We start from the raw sequence: 16,789 nt of genomic DNA on the forward strand, positions 1-16,789 counted from the left end.
CTGACCGGCCTCGGAGCATCCTTCTGGCATGCGAATCCCGACCCGATGCGCCCTTCCGCTCCTGGGCCTGCTGGCCCTGGGCTGCGCCAAGCCTCCCTTCGTCTACGAGGTGGAACCCGCCTTCCGCAGCGCCTCGTACGCCACGGTGGCGCCGGATCCCCGCACAGACAGAATCGTGATCCGGGAGGGGCTGCGTCCCCTCAATCCGGACCTGCACCTCAGGGCCGTGCTTGGAGAGCTGGAGGCGCGGCGCTACCAGCGCGCAGCCCCGGATGCGGCGGATCTCTGGGTGGCCGTCTACGTCCTGATGCCCGGCGCGACCGAGGGTTCCGCCCAGGGCCCCCGCAGGGAAGGCTCCGGCGGCGAAGGACGCCACGGTGGCGGACACGGCGGAGGGCGCGGCGGCTCGGGCACGGGAGGCGCTCCTTCCTTCGGCAAGGAAGGGAAGGGACGACCCCTCACCCTCATCGTCCAATTGGAGGACCGGAAGACCGGCCTGCCGGTCTGGCAGGGCGAAGCGCATGCGGACTCGCGCGAAAGAACCCCGGACGGCAGGCCCCTCGGCATCGAGGACCTCGCCCACCAGCTGCTCCAGCCGCTTAAGCCGCGTCCATGAAAAAGCGGGGGCCACGGCCCCCGCTTTCCGGAACGATGATGATTACTTCTGCTGCTGCGCCTCGACGACGGTGAGCGCCGTGAGGTGGATGATGTCATTGAGATCGCTGTGCCGCTGCAGGACGTGCACGGGGGCCGCCATGCCGCAGGTGATGGGGCCGATGACCTCGGCGCCCGCCAGCCGCTGCACCAGCTTGTAGCCGATGTTGCCGCTGGTGAGGTCGGGGAAGATCAGCACGTTCGGGCCGCCGGGCAGGTCCACCCAGGGGTAGTTCTCCGCCAGGACGCCATCGGCCAGCGCCGTATCGGCCTGCATTTCGCCGTCGCACTTCAGCTCGGGGCGAGTGGCCTTCACGATCTCGACGGCCTTCTGGACCTTGCGGACGAGCGGGTGATCCACGCTGCCGAAGCTGGAGAAGGACAGCATCGCCACCTGGGGTTCCATGTTGAAGGTGTCCTTCACCAGGTCCGAGGTGAGCATGGCGATCTCGGCCAGCTCCTCGCCCGTGGGCTCGATGTTCATCGTCGTGTCGGAGAAGAACAGCACGCGGTTCTTCAGCACCATGGTGTAGACGCCGCAGACCTTCTTCACGCCCTTGCGGGTGCCGATCACCTCGAGGCAGGGACGGATGGTGTCGGGGTAGTACATCGTGAGGCCGGCGATGAGGCCATCGGCCTTGCCCAGGCGGCACATCAGCGCGCCGAAGTAGATGCGGCGGTGCGTCTGGCGCTTGGCCTCGAAGCGGGTGATGCCGCGGCGCTTGCGCAGCTCGTAGAAGGCATCCACGGCTTCCTGGCGCCAGGGCACCGTCTCGGGATTCAGGATCTCGATGCCTTCCAGATCGATGCCGTGCTCGGCGGCCACGGCCTTCACCTTCTCGGGCTCGCCCAGCAGGATCGGGATGCAGATGCCCTCGTCCACCATCCGGGAGACGGCCTGCAGGATCAGCGGGTGATCGCCTTCGGGGAAGACGACGCGCTTGGGATCCGCCTTGGCGCGGTTCACCACGTTGCGGATGACGTCCTTGCTGCGGCCCTGGAGGCCTTCCAGGCGCTCGATGTAGGCCTTCATGTCGGCGATGGGCTTCCTCGCCACGCCGGTGTCCATGGCAGCCTGGGCCACGGCCGGGGCCACCCACAGCAGCACGCGGGGATCGAAGGGCTTGGGAATGATGTACTCGGGGCCGAAGCTGAACTTCTGGCCCGCATAGGCCCGCGAGACGCTTTCCGGGACTTCCTGGCGGGCCAGGGCGGCCAGGGCCTTGGCGGCGGCGATCTTCATGGGCTCGTTGATCTCGGAGGCGCGCACATCCAGGGCGCCGCGGAAGATGAAGGGGAAGCCCAGGACGTTATTCACCTGGTTCGGGTAGTCGCTGCGGCCCGTGGCGAGGATGATGTCATCGCGGGTGGCCTTGGCGGTGGGGTAGTCGATCTCGGGATCGGGGTTGGCCAGCGCGAACACGATGGGGTTCTTCGCCATGCTGAGCAGCATCTCGGGCGTGAGTGCGCCCTTGCTGGAGCAGCCCACGAAGACGTCGGCGCCCTTGATGGTGTCGGCCAGGGTGCGCCACTCGCTCGGCTTGGCGAACTTGTCCTTGTACTTGTTCATGCCTTCGCCGCGGCCCGTGTAGACCAGGCCCTTGGTGTCGCAAAGCCAGAGGTTCTCCAGCTTCACCCCGGCCTGGATCATCATGTTCGCGCAGGCGATGGCGGAGGCGCCGGCACCGCTGAACACCACCTTCATGTCGGCCATGTTCTTGCCCGTGATCTCGCAGGCGTTCATCAGGGCGGCCGTGCTGATGATGGCGGTGCCGTGCTGATCGTCGTGGAAGACGGGGATGTTCATTTCCTTCTTCAGGCGGGTTTCGATCTCGAAGCACTCGGGGGCCTTGATGTCTTCGAGGTTGATGCCGCCGAAGGTGGGTTCCAAGGCGCGGGCCACCTGGCAGAAGCGGTCGATGTCCGTCTCGTCGACTTCGATGTCGAACACGTCGATGTCGGCGAAGCGCTTGAAGAGCACGCCCTTGCCTTCCATCACCGGCTTGCCCGCCAGGGCGCCGAGGTTGCCCAGACCCAGCACCGCCGTGCCGTTGGAGAGCACCGCGACGAGGTTGCCCTTGGCGGTGTATTCATAGGCCAGTTCAGGATTCTTCTCGATCTCCAGGCAGGGTTCGGCCACGCCCGGAGAGTAGGCCAGCGACAGATCCCGCGCCGTGGAACAAGGCTTGGTGGCGATGACCTCGATCTTGCCCTTCCGTCCCTGCGAATGGTAATCGAGGGCTTCCTGCTTGCGTTTCATGGCCACACTCCTTGATTTGAGTGCCCTGACTTTGGGCTGAATGCCCCCAGCTTACACCTCGTATGACGCGATCATCCCTGGAAGGTCATCAATACAGGCCTTTGTTGCAGTGATCACATGGAGATCTTTCCCAAATCTCCAGCAGGGGTTAGGCTCCATGCATCGATCCAGCCCGGAGTCCCCATGCGCACGTTAACGCTTCTCCTGCCCTGCCTTCTGGCGCTTCCCCTCACCGCGCAGAAGGCCAAGCCGGCGACGAAAGCCTCCGAGCCCGCTGCGGAAACGAAAGTCGACTGGGACGGCGAGTGGAGCCTCCATGTTTCACAAAGTGACAAAATCGACGACCAGATCGACGCTCACCTCAAGGACCTGAATTTCGCGCTGAAACTCTTCTGGAAAAAGAAACTTCAAGGCGCCTGCCGCAGCTTCAGCAAACTTGACATCCTGGCGGGCGACAGTTTCTCCGTGACCATGGGCAAGGAGCGGCCCATCGACACGCCGACGGATGGCACCGAAGCCGAATGGAAGCGCAGTGACGACACGGTGTTCAAGGCCACGCTCACGAAGAACGGGCCCACGATGATCCAGACCCTCACGGGGGATGGCTACACCCTGAAGCACGTCTATTCCATGCGGAAGGATGGCAATTCCTTGGCCCTGCAGGTGACCTACACCCATCCCAAGCTGGACAATCCCTTCAGCTACAAGCTGGTGTTCAAGCGGAACGACTGAGAGTGCCTAGGCGCTCTACGCGGTCACACTGGGTTCATGCGCAAGCTGGCTCCACCGCCCCTTCCCTGCCGTCCGCCCTGGTGGGCGCGCACGGGCCATCTGCAGACGATTCTCGGCAACTACCTGCCGGGTGAATCCCCCTCCCATCCTTCAGAGCCGTTCCGTCTTCCCCTTCCCGACGGGGACGAGCTCGCGGGTCGGCACTATCCCGGCGAAACCGGTGTGCTGGTGCTGGTCTTCCACGGCCTGGGCGGCGATGACCAGGCCCACTACGTGCGACGCACCGTGGCCCTGGCGCGCAGCCTGGGACACCATGTCTGGACCCTCAACCATCGGGGCTGCGGCGCGGGGCGCGGCCTCGCCAGGAGGCCCTACCACAGCGGCTCCGGCGACGACCTGGGCGCGGCCTTCGCGGCGGCGCGCACCCTTCATCCGGATCTGCGTCAGTTGGCCGTCGGCTACTCCCTCTCCGCCAACGCCCTGCTGCTCAACCTGGGCGGAGGTCTGCCCGAACCGGCGGCCCAACCCGATGCCGCCATCGCCGTGAATCCGCCGCTGGACCTGGGCGCCTGCTCCCGCAGCATCCACGCGGGCCTCAGCCGACTCTACGAGCTGCGCTTCATCAATCGCTGCCGCCAGGCCATTCGCGAGCGCGTCGAGGATGGCCTTATCCAGGACATCTACCGGACCTGGCCGCTCATGAGCCTGCGCGAATTCGACGACGCCTACACGACCAAGGCCGGGGGGTTCACCAACGCGGACGATTACTACGACCGGTGCTCGGCCCGACCCCACCTCTCGAAGATCACCGTGCCCACGGTCATCCTCATGGCCAAGGATGATCCCTTCATCCCCTGGGAGCATGCGGCCCGCGCGTGCCCTTCGGAGGCCGTGCACCTCCACCTGGAACCCGTGGGCGGCCACATGGGCTACCTCAGCCGGAACCTTCCGGGACATCGCTGGCTTCCCTACGCCGTGGAGCACTACGCAAAGGAACTGCTCCGTACGGAAGTCCTCAGCGAAACCTCCATATCGGTCTAGCGGGTCTCTGCGAGGTGCAGGGTCTGTTCTGCCCCCTGGCCCTGGATCCACATGGCGGAAGCGCCCCCAGGGCAGAGGCTGAGGCGGGGCGAGGCGCAGGGTTGCCTCGACGCCGGGCTCAGGGGCACGGGAGCGGACCATTCCCGCTGGCGGAGGCGCGCCGACACCCAGTCCCCCTCGGCGCCGTGGTGCACGGCCAGCAACCCGGCCTGCCCCGCCGGGCCCAGGCCGATGGCGAAGTCCCGCACCGGGCCGTGACCCAGCTCGAAGGCCTCCAGGCCGGATTCCCAGGCGCCCTTGGCGAAGGCCTTGGCAAACAGGCGGGAAGGTCCGTGGCCCTCGCCCTGGCACCAGGCCGCGAGGGCTTCTCCGGTTTCCGACATGACGAGCCGAGGAATCGAAAACGACTGGGCGTGGCTGAGGACCTCGGGCTCGCGCCACTCCGCGGCCAGCGCGTCGTAGTAGCTGGCTTCGAGCGCCCACCGCTGTCCGTACGGCGCATGCACCCAGAGCGCCAAGGCGTTGCCGGATCCGTCCATGGCCACCTGGTGATGGCGGGTGGCATGAGAAACCACGGGCACGGGCCGGTCCGACCAGATGCGGTCCGAGGGCCAGTAGTGGCTGGCGACGAGTCCTTCGAACGCATCATCCGAACTTTCCCAGAGCACCATGGCGTGCTCCCGGTGGTTCACCGCGATGCGCGGCGCCACGTCCGCCAAGGTTGGGATCCCGAGCGTCATGGGTTCCTGGTTCCAGGCCTGGCCGCGCGCATCAAAGGCGCCCGCCATCACTTCGATCCGGCCCTCCAGTTCCAGGAGCCACACCATCAAGGCGTTGCCCCGGCGGTCCACCGCCGCCTGGAGGTGGCGGATCTGCCCTTCCGTGCGGAAGACCGTGTGACTCTGGCCTTCTCCGTCCCCGAGGATCTTTCCCTGGATGCACCGCTCCCCGGCGGCGTCCGTCTGCCACAAGGCGATGCCGCGGCCTCCGAGATTCAGTTCGATGCGCGGCGCCCGGCCCTCACCCACGGGAAGCCGCACCAGTGAAGGCGAACTGCGGGGTCCGATGGGCATGGTCCAGACGCGGCCGCCGTTCTCCCACACGGCCGAGCCGCGGCCACGCCGGTCCAGGGCCAGCCCCGTATCCCCCAGGCAGCCTCGATCCAGGACCACCGGCGTCCGCCAGCACGATTCGGGCTCCGACTTGCCCATCCCCATGCCCTGAGTGAGGCGCTTCAAGAAATCCATGGCTCTCCTCTTCTCATCGGCATGACAGAGGCTTGGGGTCCCGAATTCTGATGTGGCGTGATGGTAGCCCATTCTTCCTTCAAGGGGAGGGCTTCGAACCGGAATCAGCGGCGAGTGGCCTGAAGCCCCGCCCCCTTCCTCAATTCGCCCACCATGGGTTCCAGCAGACCCAGCACCTTGTCCAGATCCTCCTGCGAAGTCCCCCGCCCGAGGCTGAAGCGCACGGTGCCCCGCGCGAAGGCGTCGGGCACCTGCATGGCCCGCAGCACGTGGCTGGGTTCACGCATGCCCGTGCTGCAGGCACTGCCCGTGGACACGCAGATGCCCTGCTCGGCCAGCTTCAGCTGCAGGGCCTCGCCTTCGAGACCGGCGAAACCGACGAGGCTGGTGTTGGGCAGGCGTTCCGACGCAGGCCCGTGGATGCGGATCTCGGGGATCTCCGCCAACAAACGCGCCTCGAAGGCATCCCGCATCCCTCTCACGCGCGCCATCTCGGGCAGCCGCGTTCGCGCGAGTTCCGCGGCCCGGCCCAGACCAACGATGCCGGGGACGTTCTCAGTGCCACCGCGTCGACCGCGCTCCTGGGAGCCGCCGAGCATCAGGGGCTTGAGGCGCACGCCGCGGCGGATCATCAGCGCGCCGGTGCCCTTCGGCCCATGGAATTTGTGGCCGCTGAGGCTCAGCAGGTCCGCCCCCCAAGCCGCGGCGTCCACGGGGATCTTGCCCATGGCCTGGGTGGCGTCCACGAGGAGGAGCGCGCCCTTGGCCTTGGCGAGGCGGCCCGCTTCGGCCACGGGAAACAGCACGCCGGATTCGTTGTTGGCCGCCATGACCGCCACCAGGGCCGTGTCCGCGCGCAGCGCCGCCTCGAAGGTCGCCAGGTCCAGGCGGCCCTCCGCATCCACGCCCACGTCGGTGACCGCGCCGCCCTGGGCCTTCCACCACAGCACCAGGGCCCGGACGGCGGGATGCTCGACGGCGGTCGTGACGAGGTGACGCTTCGCCGGAAAGGCCTCCCAGACGCCGCGGAAGGCGTGGTTCAGGCTTTCGGTGCCCCCCGAGGTGAAGACGATCTCCGCGGGCGTGCAGCCCACGAGGGCCGCCACCTGCTCCCGCGCCGCCACCACGGCGCCATCCGACAGGTGCCCCAACGCATAGGCCGCGCTGGCATTGCCGAAACGCTCGGTGAACCAGGGCCGCATGGCTTCGAAGGCCTCGGGATCGAGGGCGGTGGTGGCGTTGTGGTCGAGGTAGATGAGATCCATGGCCTCATTGTCCCATCTGTCAGGAAAGGGGGGACCGCCCGCTCGCCGAGGCTCGCTCTACGTCCCCCCTTTGACCCCCACGCAAGGCCTGAGCCGAGCCCAGACCTTGCGTCTGCACGTGACTGCGGAGAAAGGCCAGGGCCTCGGACCAGGGCGGCCGCCCCGGAAGCAGCGGCAGGCCGTTGTGGTTGGCGTCCGGGATCTCCCAGACCCGCACGGCTCCCGGACAGCCCTTGGCGAGGCGGCGCCCCTGCTCGGCACCCACCACCTCGTCCCGCCCCGCCACGATCATGGCGACCGGGCCCGGATAGCCACGCACAGCCCCCAGGCTGTCCCAGCGATCCTTCAGGAGCAGACCCATGGGCAGGTACGGATAGTGCTGCGCCGCGACCTCGGTCATGCGGGCGAAAGGCACGGTCAGCAACAGGCCGGCCACGGCGCCGCGTTCGGCGGCGGCCACCTGCACCGCCACGCCGGAACCCAGACTCTCGCCCAGCAGGAACACCGGGGTCTTCGATTCCTCCCGCAAACGCCGCAGGGCCGCCCGCGCGTCGGCCACCAGCGAGGCTTCCGACCGCTCGCCCTCCCGCGGTCCGTAACCCGGATATTCCAGCAGGACGACTTCGAAACCCGCGGCCTCGAGCACCGCCAGGTAGCCTTCCCGGCCCAGCGCATCGCCCGCGTTGCCGTGCAACACAAGCATGCGGGGCGCCTGCCGCCGCACCACCCGCCGCCATCCGAGCAGCCGGCCCCGCGCGTCGGACCAGGGCACGAGCCCGTGGCCCAGGGCCCGGTGGATGGCCTCGGTCTCGCCCTCCCGCTCGGGGAAGTACATCAGGCGCCGCTGGGCCAGGAAGGCCACCGCGCAGAGCACCGCATAGAGCCCGGCGGCCCCGATCAGGAACCGGAGCGGTCCCGTGATCCAGGGCGACCAGGACCGGAACATCACTCAGCCTTCGCGAGCCTGGAGGTGGGTCAGGGCCTCGGCGCGGGCCGCCAGGCTGGGAGCCTTGCCCTGGAAGCTCTTGCCGGAACCGCCGCCCTTGGCGCCCAGGACCTCCGCCACGGCCTTCCCGAGCGCGGCAACATCGAGGCTCGACGCCTCGCCCGCGCTCAGCAGGAAGATGCCCTGCCCGTTCGCCTCCGCCGTGAGGAACACGGCCTTGGCGGGATCCACCGTCAGCACACCGCGGGCCAGCTTCTGCAGGAAGGCCATGTCCCGGCCCTCCAGGTGCGCCTCCACCAGGGCGCCCGGACGCGCACCCAGGGCCGCGGCCTGGTACTCGGCCAGTTCCTCCTCCAGCTTGCGGGTGCGGCGGTCCAGCGCCAGGAGCTGATCCAGCTTGATCTGGAGCGCGGACACCAAGTCCTCATCCGGCGCGCCGAGGGCGGCACGAAGGGCGGCGTTGCGCTGTTCGTGGGCCCCGAGGCGACGCCGCACGCGGCCGCCCGCCACGTAGAAGAGCCGCGTGCCGCCGCGGATGCCCTCGGTTCCGAGCAGCTTGAGGGATTCGATCTCGCCCGTGTGGCGCAGGTGCGTGCCGCCGCAGGTGTTCAGGTCTACGCCCTCGATGCGCACGAGCCGAATGTCGCCCACATGCCCCTCGGGCAGCCCGCGGGAACGCACGGCCTCCTGACCATAGGCTTCCGTCGTGACCCATCGGGCCGAGATCTCTCGCTGGGCGCGGATTTCCACCGCCACGGCCTCTTCCAGCCGTGCCATCTCGGCAGGCGAGATCGACGGCGCATCCACCTCGATGTCGCAGACCTGGGCGCCGAGGTGGAAGGCCGTGGTCGCCCAACCGAAGCGGTCCTGGGCCACGGCCGTGAGCAGGTGCTGGCCCGTGTGCTGCTGCATGTGGTCGAAGCGCCGGGCCCAGTCGAGCCGGAGTGAAGCCGGGCCCTCCGAAAGCGCGCCTTTCAAGTAGTGCCGGATCTCCCCGTCACGCTTCTGGACATCCACCACCTCGACGCCGTTCACCGTGCCCAGGTCGCAGGGCTGGCCCCCGCCCTCGGGGTAGAAGACGGTGTCCTCCAGGATCACGAAGGGACGGCCCTTCTCGTCGCCGCAGCGCAGGATGCGGGTCTCCAGGGAGGTCGCCAAGGGGTCTCGTTCGTAGGCAGGAAGGACGTTCACACGGCACCTCCTGTGCCGTGCCCTGCGGGCTTCGGCTTCGCCAAAGTGGCACTCCGCTCGTGCTGCATGCTCATGCGGGGAGCCTAGCACAGCCGGGCTGATAGTCTGAGGGTCACCATGTCCCACGTTCCCCTTCCCGAACGCCTCCGCCCCACCACCCTCGACGAGGTGGTCGGACAGGCGCACCTGCTGGGGCCCAAGGGCGCGCTGACGCGGCTCACGGCGGGCGGGCGCCTGCCCTCCATGGTGATGTGGGGCCCCCCGGGCACGGGCAAGACGACGCTGGCGCGCATCCTCGCCGAAGCCACGGGCCACGGGTTCATGGAATTCTCGGGCGTCAGCGGCAGCGCGGCGGAGCTGAAGAAGTTCCTGGCCGACAGCCGCGAGATGCCCCTGTTCCGGCACGTCCCGCCCGTCGTGTTCCTCGACGAGATCCATCGCTTCAACCGGGCCCAGCAGGACATCCTGCTGCCCTTCCTCGAACGTGGCGAGGCCATCCTCATCGGCGCCACCACCGAGAATCCGGCCTTCTACCTCAACCCGGCGCTGCGCAGCCGCTGCCAGCTCATCGCCCTCAAGGCCCTGGAGCCCGTCCACATCCTGCAGGTGCTGCGGCGAGCCTGGGCCAAGGAACGGGACGGCGAGCCCGAGCCCGCCGAGGTCTTCGAGTGGCTCGCGAACTGGGCCGGCGGCGATCTGAGGTCGGCACTGTCGGGGCTGGAAACCTGGATGGAGATGCCGGATCCGGATCTGGAATCGCTCCAGGGCGCCCTGGGCGGCCGCATGATGTTCGACCGCGCTGATGGCCACTACGACCTGGCCAGCGCCTTTCAGAAGAGTCTGCGGGGCTCCGATGCCGATGCGGCGCTCTACTACCTGAGCCGCATGATCCGCGGCGGTGAGGATCCGCGCTTCATCGCGCGACGCCTGATGGTCTGCGCCGCCGAGGACGTGGGCAACGCCGATCCTCAGGCCTTCATCCTCGCCGAAGCCGCCAGCCGCGCCGTGGAGCAGATCGGCTGGCCCGAGGCCCGCATCCCGCTCGCCCAGGCCGTCATCTACGTGGCCAACGCCGCCAAGAGCAACGCCACGGTGATGGCCGTGGACGCGGCCCTGGCCGCCGATGACGCGCCCATCCCCGAATCCATCCGCGACGCCCACACGGCCACGGCCCGCAAGGCCGGGCGCGGCGTGGGCTACCACTATTCCCACGACGACTACGACCGCGCCCAGACCTTCCTGCCCGACAAGCTGCGCGGCACCGCCTTCTACGAGCCCAGGCGCCCCCAGGAGCGCAGCTGGCGCGACCGCCAGGAACCTGACGCCGCAGCCCTTGGCGATCTGTGGCAGACCTGGGTCGAGGCCCACCCCGAGGGCGGTGAACTGCCCCTCGAGGCCTGGAGCGAGGCGCTGGCCTGCAGCCGCGAGGCCCTGGCCCGTTCCGTGTCCAAGCTGGCCCTGGGGCGCTTCACGCTCGCACGCAAGCTCGAGGCGAAGCCCATCTAGGCCGACCGAAATTTATCTAAAAAGGATGAAACCGCGAATGACGCGAATGGGCGCGAATGAAGGGCTCAAGTTTCGTGACGTGCTGTTCTTTATTAGGGGGAAAGGTCCGTTTCAGTCTTCGCTGGACCAGCCCAGCAGGCTCACGCCGTAGCGCTGGCCGAACACGTGCAGCGGGACAGTGATGACGGTGATGATGGCGCCGGTATCCCGGGCGTAGGTCTGCACAAGGAAATCCTCGGGGCTCGTGGCCTGCTCGCTGAGATCGGCGACCCGCTGGAATTCCATCCGGCCCACGCGGTCCGGAAGAGCCTCGGCGGCCGCCCCAAGACCGTGGCGCGCGCCGCGCACCAGTACCCGGTTGTCCGTGAAGAAGCGCTTCACGCGGTTCCCGGCCAGGTCCTTGTCGGGTTGGCCAGTCCAGTCCTTGGAGAAGCACTTGTTGTGCGACGGCGCGTAGCTGTTGAGGTCGAGGATCAGGGCAAAGGTCAGGCGCGGCTCCGCCTCCAGCACGCGGTCAAAGGCCGCCTGCAGCGGCTTCTCCACGAAGGCATCGTAGGCCGTGCGGAATTTGGGCGGCGTGAACCCCTCGTGCGGCACCCGCAGGACGTTGAAAAAATTCGACAGTCCCTGGATCTCCGAGCCGTAGATCTCACGGTAGTCGAGGGCCAATAGATCTTCCTTGCGGATCCGGCCCTCCGCGACCGGCGCCTCCAGGATGCCCGCGCTGGTGCCGGCGAGTTCCCGCGCCAGACGCAGGGCCCGGTGGAAGAGCGTGCCCGTGTCATAGGCCGCCAGGTGCCGATGACCCTCCTCGGACAGGAAGGAGAGGCTGAAGGCGTCCTGAGCCACAGCCTCCGCCCCGGATTTGAGGCTGCCCGTGGATTCGAGGAGGCGCCCGGAGGCTTCCACCAGGGTGCGGGCCGCCGCGTGTTCGTCCGTGGCCGTCTGGGCGATGCTGGATACGTGGCCCGCCGTGGATTCGGCCAGGTCGGCGATGCCCGAGAACCGCTGCTCCACGGCCTCCACCTGGGTGCGGGTCTCCGAGGCCAGGCCCAGACTGCGGTCCATGGCTTCGCGGGCCGGATCCAGATCCTTCCGAATGGCCTCCAGCAGATCCGCGATTTCCTGGGTCTGCTTGGAGGTTCGGTCCGCGAGCTTGCGCACTTCCTCGGCCACCACGGCGAATCCGCGGCCGGCGGCACCGGCGTGGGCCGCCTCGATGGCCGCATTGAGGCTGAGCATCCCGGTCCGGTCCGCGATCTCGCCGATCACCAGGGAGACCTCGTTGACCTGAAGGATGTGGCCCATGAGGGATTCGAGCCGTTCCGAGGTGATCTGGGTCTGCTGCTGCAGCTGCCGGACCGTGGACACGGCCTGGTCGCTCTCCTGCCGGCCCTTCTGGGTCAGGTCCGCCATGCGGCGCGTGGATTCGGCACCTTCCTCCGCAGCCGAGGCGGCCTGGGAGATGTTGCCTCCCAGGCCTTCCAGGGTCTCCTGGATGGCCCGGGTGCTCGTGAGGATCTGATCAATCTCCCGAGCCAGGGACTGCACCCGCACCGACGTGCGGGCCGCGCCCGCCGCCGAACGGTCGATCACCCGCTCCAGGACCACGAGATCCTGGGTGAGCTGGGCCGAACCGCCCTCGGCGGCAGCGGCGTCCACGGGAGAAGAAGGGGTTGGCTGGGCCATTCGAACCGTCCGGATATACCCCTTCTTCGGCCCGCGGGACCGGATCTGAAGTTCAGGCCAGGTGGCCCAGGCGCCCCTGCTGATAGTCCAGCAGGGTCTGCTCGATCTCCTCGCGGGTGTTCATGACGAAGGGCCCGTAGTGGGCTATGGGCTCGCCGAGGGGTTCTCCCGACAGGAGCATCAGGCTGGCCGGACTGAGACATTCGAAGGCCACGCCATCCCCATCTCCCAGCAGGGCGACCGTATCGGCAGCGACCTCGGTACCTTCAATGAGCACCGAGCCGTGCAGCGGCACCACGACCGCCGTCCAGCCAGGAGGGACGGCTTGCTCAAAGCGCGTCCCGGCCACCAGTTCCAGATGGGCGTAGGCGATCTTCGCGGGCGTGCGGGCGGGGCCCGTCACCCCGGCCCAGGTGCCCGCCAGCACGCGAATGCGACCACCGGGAACCGCCTTCCAGGGCATGGATTCGGGCTGCAGATCCGTGTAGCCCGGCGCCGAGCCCTTGTCCGCCTTCGGCAGGTTGATCCAGAGCTGGACCCCTTCGATGGCGCCGCCGGTCTCAAGGTGTTCGGGCACCGGCATCTCCTCGTGGACGATGCCCAAGCCCGCATTCATCAGCTGCGCCCCGCCGGGCCGCAGCAGGCCCGACCCGCCGGTGCTGTCGCGGTGCTTGAAGGCGCCCTGGATGAGGTAGGTGAGCGTCTGGAAGCCGCGGTGGGGATGGGGCGGAAAGCCGGCATCCGTGCCCGGAGGCAGCGTCATGGGGCCGAAATGGTCCATGAGCAGGAAGGGATCCATGGCCCGGAAGGCGACGTCGCCGCGCTGCCCCTGGCCAGGCACCAGGCGAGTGAGGGGCACGCGGTTGCCGTCCTGGGTCGGCAGGCCGAAGACGAGGGAAAGGACGGGCTTGATGCGCATGGGGTTTCCTCAGGCAAGATCGAAGAAGAGGATTTCAGAGGGAGAATCGGCGGACACCAGGATGGACCGTTCCTGCTCGATGCGGGCGCCATCCCCGGCTTTCATGACCAGGCCATTCACGGTCACCACGCCTGCGGCCACCTGCAGGAACCCGGCGCGACCCGGGGGGACGTCGGCCAGCACCTCACGCCCCGCATCCAGCCGGGCCGCGAAGACGCGAACATCCTGGAAGACCTTCACGGAGCCCTCTGCCCCGTCGGGGCTGGCGATGAGGTGGAGCTGGTTTCGCAGGGCCTCATCCGGGAAGGCCACCTGATCGTAGCGGGGCGCCAGGCCCACCCGCTCGGGCAGGATCCAGATCTGGAGGAAATGGACCGGCTCCGCGTCCGAGGCGTTGAACTCGCTGTGGCGGATGCCGGTGCCCGCGCTCATCACCTGGGCCTCGCCGGGCCGGATGACGCCATGGGTGCCCAGGCTGTCGCGATGCTCCAGGGCGCCCGACAGCACCCAGGTCAGGATCTCCATGTCGCGGTGGCCGTGGGTTCCGAAGCCCTTGCCGGGCTTCACGCGATCCTCGTTCAGTACGCGAAGGGTGTGGAACCGCTCGTGCTCGGGTTCGAAATAATCCCCGAAGGAAAAAGTGTGGTGGGTGTCCAGCCAGCCGAAATCGGCATGACCGCGGGATTCAGCAGGGCGAAGGGTGATCATGGCGCCTCCTGGAATCATTTTAGGTGTTACAACTCGTATTTCAAGCGGGACCTTAAAAAATCGAAGGTCGATTCATGACCATGGACTTATCTTTGGGGTGTCCGACCGGAGGTCGTCATGATCACGCGCGTGTTGGCGGGAGTGGATTTTTCCGAAGCCTCGAAGCAGGCCCTGGAGCGGGCCGGCAGCTGGGCGGCCCGCTGCGGTGTGCCGCTGGTGGCCATGCACGTGCTGCAGCCCCCCGCGCCCATGCTGCCGGAAGCCCAGATCGCCCTGCCCGATCCCGCCTGGCTGCACAACATGGAAGACCATGCCCGCGAGCAGCTGGAGGCCTGGGTCAAGCCCTATCCCGGCGCCTCGGTCATCGTGAAATGGGGCGGCCCCGCGGAAGAACTCGTTTCCGAAGCCGACCCCAAGACCCTGCTGGTGGTGGCCCAGGTGGGGCATTCCACCCTGGAACGCCTGCTCTTCGGCAGCACCGCCGCGCGCGTGGTTAGGCTGGCCCCCTGCGACGTGCTGGTGGTGCGTACGGAGAAGCGGCATTGATGTTCTTCTCTTTCCTCACGTGAAAAGCGGGCCCTGCGGCCCGCTTTTCACGTCGGAACGGATCCTTATCGGTACGCGGGAATTCCAGTCACTTCCTGTCCGATGACGAGGGTGTGCATATCGTGGGTGCCCTCGTAGGTGTAGACGCTCTCGAGGTTCGCCATGTGACGCATGACGGGGTACTCGTCGAGGATGCCGTTGGCGCCGAGGATGGTGCGGGCCTTGCGGCAGATTTCGAGGGCCACGTTCACGTTGTTCATCTTGGCCATGGAGACCTGGGCGGGCGTGAAGGTCTTGGCGTCCTTCAGGCGGCCGAGCTGGTGCACGAGCAGCTGGCCCTTCGTGAGTTCAGTGACCATCCAGGCCAGCTTCTCCTGCTGGAGCTGGAAACTGGCGATGGGCTTGTCGAACTGGATGCGGCTCTTCGCGTAGTCGAGCGCGCACTGGTAGCAGGCGTCGGCCGCGCCCAGCGCACCCCAGGCGATGCCGTAGCGGGCCTGGGTGAGGCAGCCGAGGGGGCCCTTCAGGCCCTTCACGTTGGGCAGCAGGCTGGCCGTCTCATCCACGATCACATCTTCGAGCACCAGCTCGGAGGTGGTGGAGGCCCGCAGGCTCCACTTGCCCTTCATCTCGGGGGCGCTGAAGCCGGGCGTGCCCTTCTCCACGAGGAAGCCGCGGATGCCGTCCTCGGTCTGGGCCCACACCACGGCCACGTCGGCCACGGTGCCATTGGTGATCCACATCTTGGTGCCGTTGATGCGCCACTTGCCGCCGGGCTCTCGCACGGCCTTGGTGAGCATGCCACCAGGGTTGGATCCGAAATCCGGCTCCGTGAGGCCGAAGCAGCCGATCTTCTCGCCCGTGGCCAGCTTGGGCAGCCAGTGCTTCTTCTGCGCTTCGCTACCGTAGGCGTAGATGGGCCACATCACGAGGCTGCCCTGCACCGACGCGAAGGAGCGCAGGCCCGAATCGCCACGCTCGAGTTCGTACATCAGCAGGCCGTAGGCGACGTTGGAGACGCCCATGCAGCCGTATTCTTCGGGCAGCGAGGGGCCGTAGAAACCCAGTTCGCCCATCTTGGGGATGAGGTGCTTGGGAAAGGTCTGATCCTGGGCGTGCTTCTCGATGATGGGCAGCACCTCGGCGTTAACGAATTTCCGCGCGGTCTCGCGGATCATCCGTTCTTCCTCGGTGAGCAGCCCTTCGAAGCCCATGTAGTCTGTGATGTGGGTGAAGGTGGCGTAGGCGCCAGCCATGGGAACCTCCTGTTGTGCCCTGAAGCCTCGGGCGGAAGAAAGGAATCGACGCTGCAGCAGCGCGTCGCGGCCAGTCTACCGCTGCGTCAAAACCAGGCCAGGGGCGCATGGGCCTTCACCGTTCACATCCCTGTCATGCCAGGGATCGACTTGACGATGTGCAAAATCAGGAACCCTGGGTGAGGTCCTCCAGCAGCCGGTCCCCCGTGGGGTGAGGCACCTCGTGGCAGTGGCGGCAGCGGGCCTCGTAGGCCTCGGCCGCACCCACGAGCACCTGGCCCCCCGTGTGCACCATGCGCTGCGTGCGACTGGCCAGGGCTCCGCACACCATGCAGATGGCCTGCAGCTTGGTCACGTAATCGGCCTTCGCCAGCAGGATGGGCATGATGCCGAAGGGTTCGCCGTTGGAATCCTGGTCGAGGCCGCCGGCGATGACGCGAACACCGCGGTTGGCCAGGTCCTCGATGATCGGGATCAGGCTTTCATCCAGGAACTGGGCTTCGTCCAGGGCCACCACCTGGGTATCAGGGTCCAGGTGCCGCAGCAGCTCCGTCGTATCCTTCACCGCGATGGCTTCATGCTTGCGCTGGCTGTGGCTGGCAACGGCGGAAACGTCGTAGCGGTCATCCAGCGCCGGCTTGAACACCTGCACCTTCTGCTTGGCGATGATGGCCCGCTTGATGCGCCGGATGAGTTCCTCCGACTTCCCGGAGAACATGGGACCGCAGATCACCTCCAGGGAACCCTGGCGCTGGTGCACGAACATCGGACATCCTTCGGACCGCTCTCGGTCCACACGTGTCTGCGTGGGTCCCAGAGCGGTGCTTGA

General features: G+C 67.5%; 15 protein-coding genes. 5 read left to right on the top strand and 10 right to left on the bottom strand.

The window, feature by feature from the left end:
* The first annotated feature begins 28 nt into the window (after positions 1-28).
* On the top strand, positions 29-616 hold the full coding sequence (locus tag QSJ34_RS04450) for a DUF4136 domain-containing protein (protein WP_285570863.1): 588 nt from the start codon (positions 29-31) through the stop codon (positions 614-616).
* Positions 617-658: 42 nt separating this feature from the next.
* Here QSJ34_RS04450 and QSJ34_RS04455 read toward each other — a convergent pair whose 3' ends face one another.
* On the bottom strand, positions 659-2,914 hold the full coding sequence (locus QSJ34_RS04455; RefSeq protein WP_285570866.1) for an NADP-dependent malic enzyme: 2,256 nt from the start codon (positions 2,912-2,914) through the stop codon (positions 659-661).
* Between the two features lie 183 nt (positions 2,915-3,097).
* On the opposite strand from QSJ34_RS04455, the gene QSJ34_RS04460 reads away from it, so the two are divergent.
* Together QSJ34_RS04460 and QSJ34_RS04465 are read left to right on the top strand one after the other, a co-directional pair.
* Positions 3,098-3,646: a hypothetical protein gene (locus tag QSJ34_RS04460; RefSeq protein WP_285570869.1), complete on the top strand. Its 549-nt coding sequence runs from the start codon at positions 3,098-3,100 to the stop codon at positions 3,644-3,646.
* 36 nt (positions 3,647-3,682) lie between these two features.
* A complete protein-coding gene (locus QSJ34_RS04465; protein WP_285570871.1) occupies positions 3,683-4,687 on the top strand; it encodes a YheT family hydrolase in 1,005 nt (334 codons plus the stop codon).
* On the opposite strand, the gene QSJ34_RS04470 is transcribed toward QSJ34_RS04465, so the two are convergent.
* The 4 genes from QSJ34_RS04470 to QSJ34_RS04485 form a co-directional block, all read right to left on the bottom strand.
* The gene (locus QSJ34_RS04470) at positions 4,684-5,934 is read right to left on the bottom strand and encodes a hypothetical protein (protein WP_285570874.1); all 1,251 of its coding nucleotides are present in this window, start codon (positions 5,932-5,934) and stop codon (positions 4,684-4,686) included. The genes QSJ34_RS04465 and QSJ34_RS04470 overlap by 4 nt on opposite strands.
* A 104-nt stretch (positions 5,935-6,038) precedes the next feature.
* Entirely contained in the window at positions 6,039-7,199 is a 1,161-nt protein-coding gene (locus QSJ34_RS04475; protein ID WP_285570878.1) for a cysteine desulfurase family protein, read from the bottom strand.
* 19 nt (positions 7,200-7,218) lie between these two features.
* On the bottom strand, positions 7,219-8,145 hold the full coding sequence (locus QSJ34_RS04480; RefSeq protein WP_285570880.1) for an alpha/beta hydrolase: 927 nt from the start codon (positions 8,143-8,145) through the stop codon (positions 7,219-7,221).
* Positions 8,146-8,148: 3 nt separating this feature from the next.
* Positions 8,149-9,336: an alanyl-tRNA editing protein gene (locus QSJ34_RS04485; RefSeq protein WP_285570883.1), complete on the bottom strand. Its 1,188-nt coding sequence runs from the start codon at positions 9,334-9,336 to the stop codon at positions 8,149-8,151.
* 117 nt (positions 9,337-9,453) lie between these two features.
* Between QSJ34_RS04485 and QSJ34_RS04490 the strand changes: the two genes are divergently transcribed.
* Positions 9,454-10,842, top strand: coding sequence for a replication-associated recombination protein A (locus QSJ34_RS04490; protein ID WP_285570885.1), 1,389 nt, complete (start codon positions 9,454-9,456; stop codon positions 10,840-10,842).
* 111 nt (positions 10,843-10,953) lie between these two features.
* Here QSJ34_RS04490 and QSJ34_RS04495 read toward each other — a convergent pair whose 3' ends face one another.
* From QSJ34_RS04495 to QSJ34_RS04505, 3 genes are read right to left on the bottom strand one after another with little or no spacing between them, the layout of a single operon-like run.
* On the bottom strand, positions 10,954-12,531 hold the full coding sequence (locus tag QSJ34_RS04495; RefSeq protein WP_285570887.1) for a methyl-accepting chemotaxis protein: 1,578 nt from the start codon (positions 12,529-12,531) through the stop codon (positions 10,954-10,956).
* 52 nt (positions 12,532-12,583) lie between these two features.
* Positions 12,584-13,450 carry a pirin family protein gene (locus QSJ34_RS04500; RefSeq protein ID WP_285570889.1) on the bottom strand — a complete coding sequence of 289 codons (867 nt, stop codon included), beginning with the start codon at positions 13,448-13,450 and terminating at the stop codon, positions 12,584-12,586.
* A gap of 9 nt (positions 13,451-13,459) precedes the next feature.
* A complete protein-coding gene (locus tag QSJ34_RS04505) occupies positions 13,460-14,158 on the bottom strand; it encodes a pirin family protein (protein ID WP_285570893.1) in 699 nt (232 codons plus the stop codon).
* A 117-nt stretch (positions 14,159-14,275) separates the two neighbouring features.
* On the opposite strand from QSJ34_RS04505, the gene QSJ34_RS04510 reads away from it, so the two are divergent.
* Positions 14,276-14,704 carry a universal stress protein gene (locus QSJ34_RS04510; RefSeq protein WP_285570895.1) on the top strand — a complete coding sequence of 143 codons (429 nt, stop codon included), beginning with the start codon at positions 14,276-14,278 and terminating at the stop codon, positions 14,702-14,704.
* 65 nt (positions 14,705-14,769) lie between these two features.
* Here QSJ34_RS04510 and QSJ34_RS04515 read toward each other — a convergent pair whose 3' ends face one another.
* Together QSJ34_RS04515 and QSJ34_RS04520 are read right to left on the bottom strand one after the other, a co-directional pair.
* Complete coding sequence (locus tag QSJ34_RS04515; RefSeq protein ID WP_285570897.1) at positions 14,770-15,960, bottom strand: acyl-CoA dehydrogenase family protein; 1,191 nt, start codon at positions 15,958-15,960, stop codon at positions 14,770-14,772.
* Positions 15,961-16,126: 166 nt separating this feature from the next.
* Positions 16,127-16,726 carry a thymidine kinase gene (locus QSJ34_RS04520; protein ID WP_285570899.1) on the bottom strand — a complete coding sequence of 200 codons (600 nt, stop codon included), beginning with the start codon at positions 16,724-16,726 and terminating at the stop codon, positions 16,127-16,129.
* Between the last annotated feature and the right edge of the window lie 63 nt (positions 16,727-16,789).

The sequence above is a fragment of the Geothrix limicola genome (assembly GCF_030268085.1).
Taxonomy (GTDB): Bacteria; Acidobacteriota; Holophagae; order Holophagales; family Holophagaceae; genus Geothrix; species Geothrix limicola.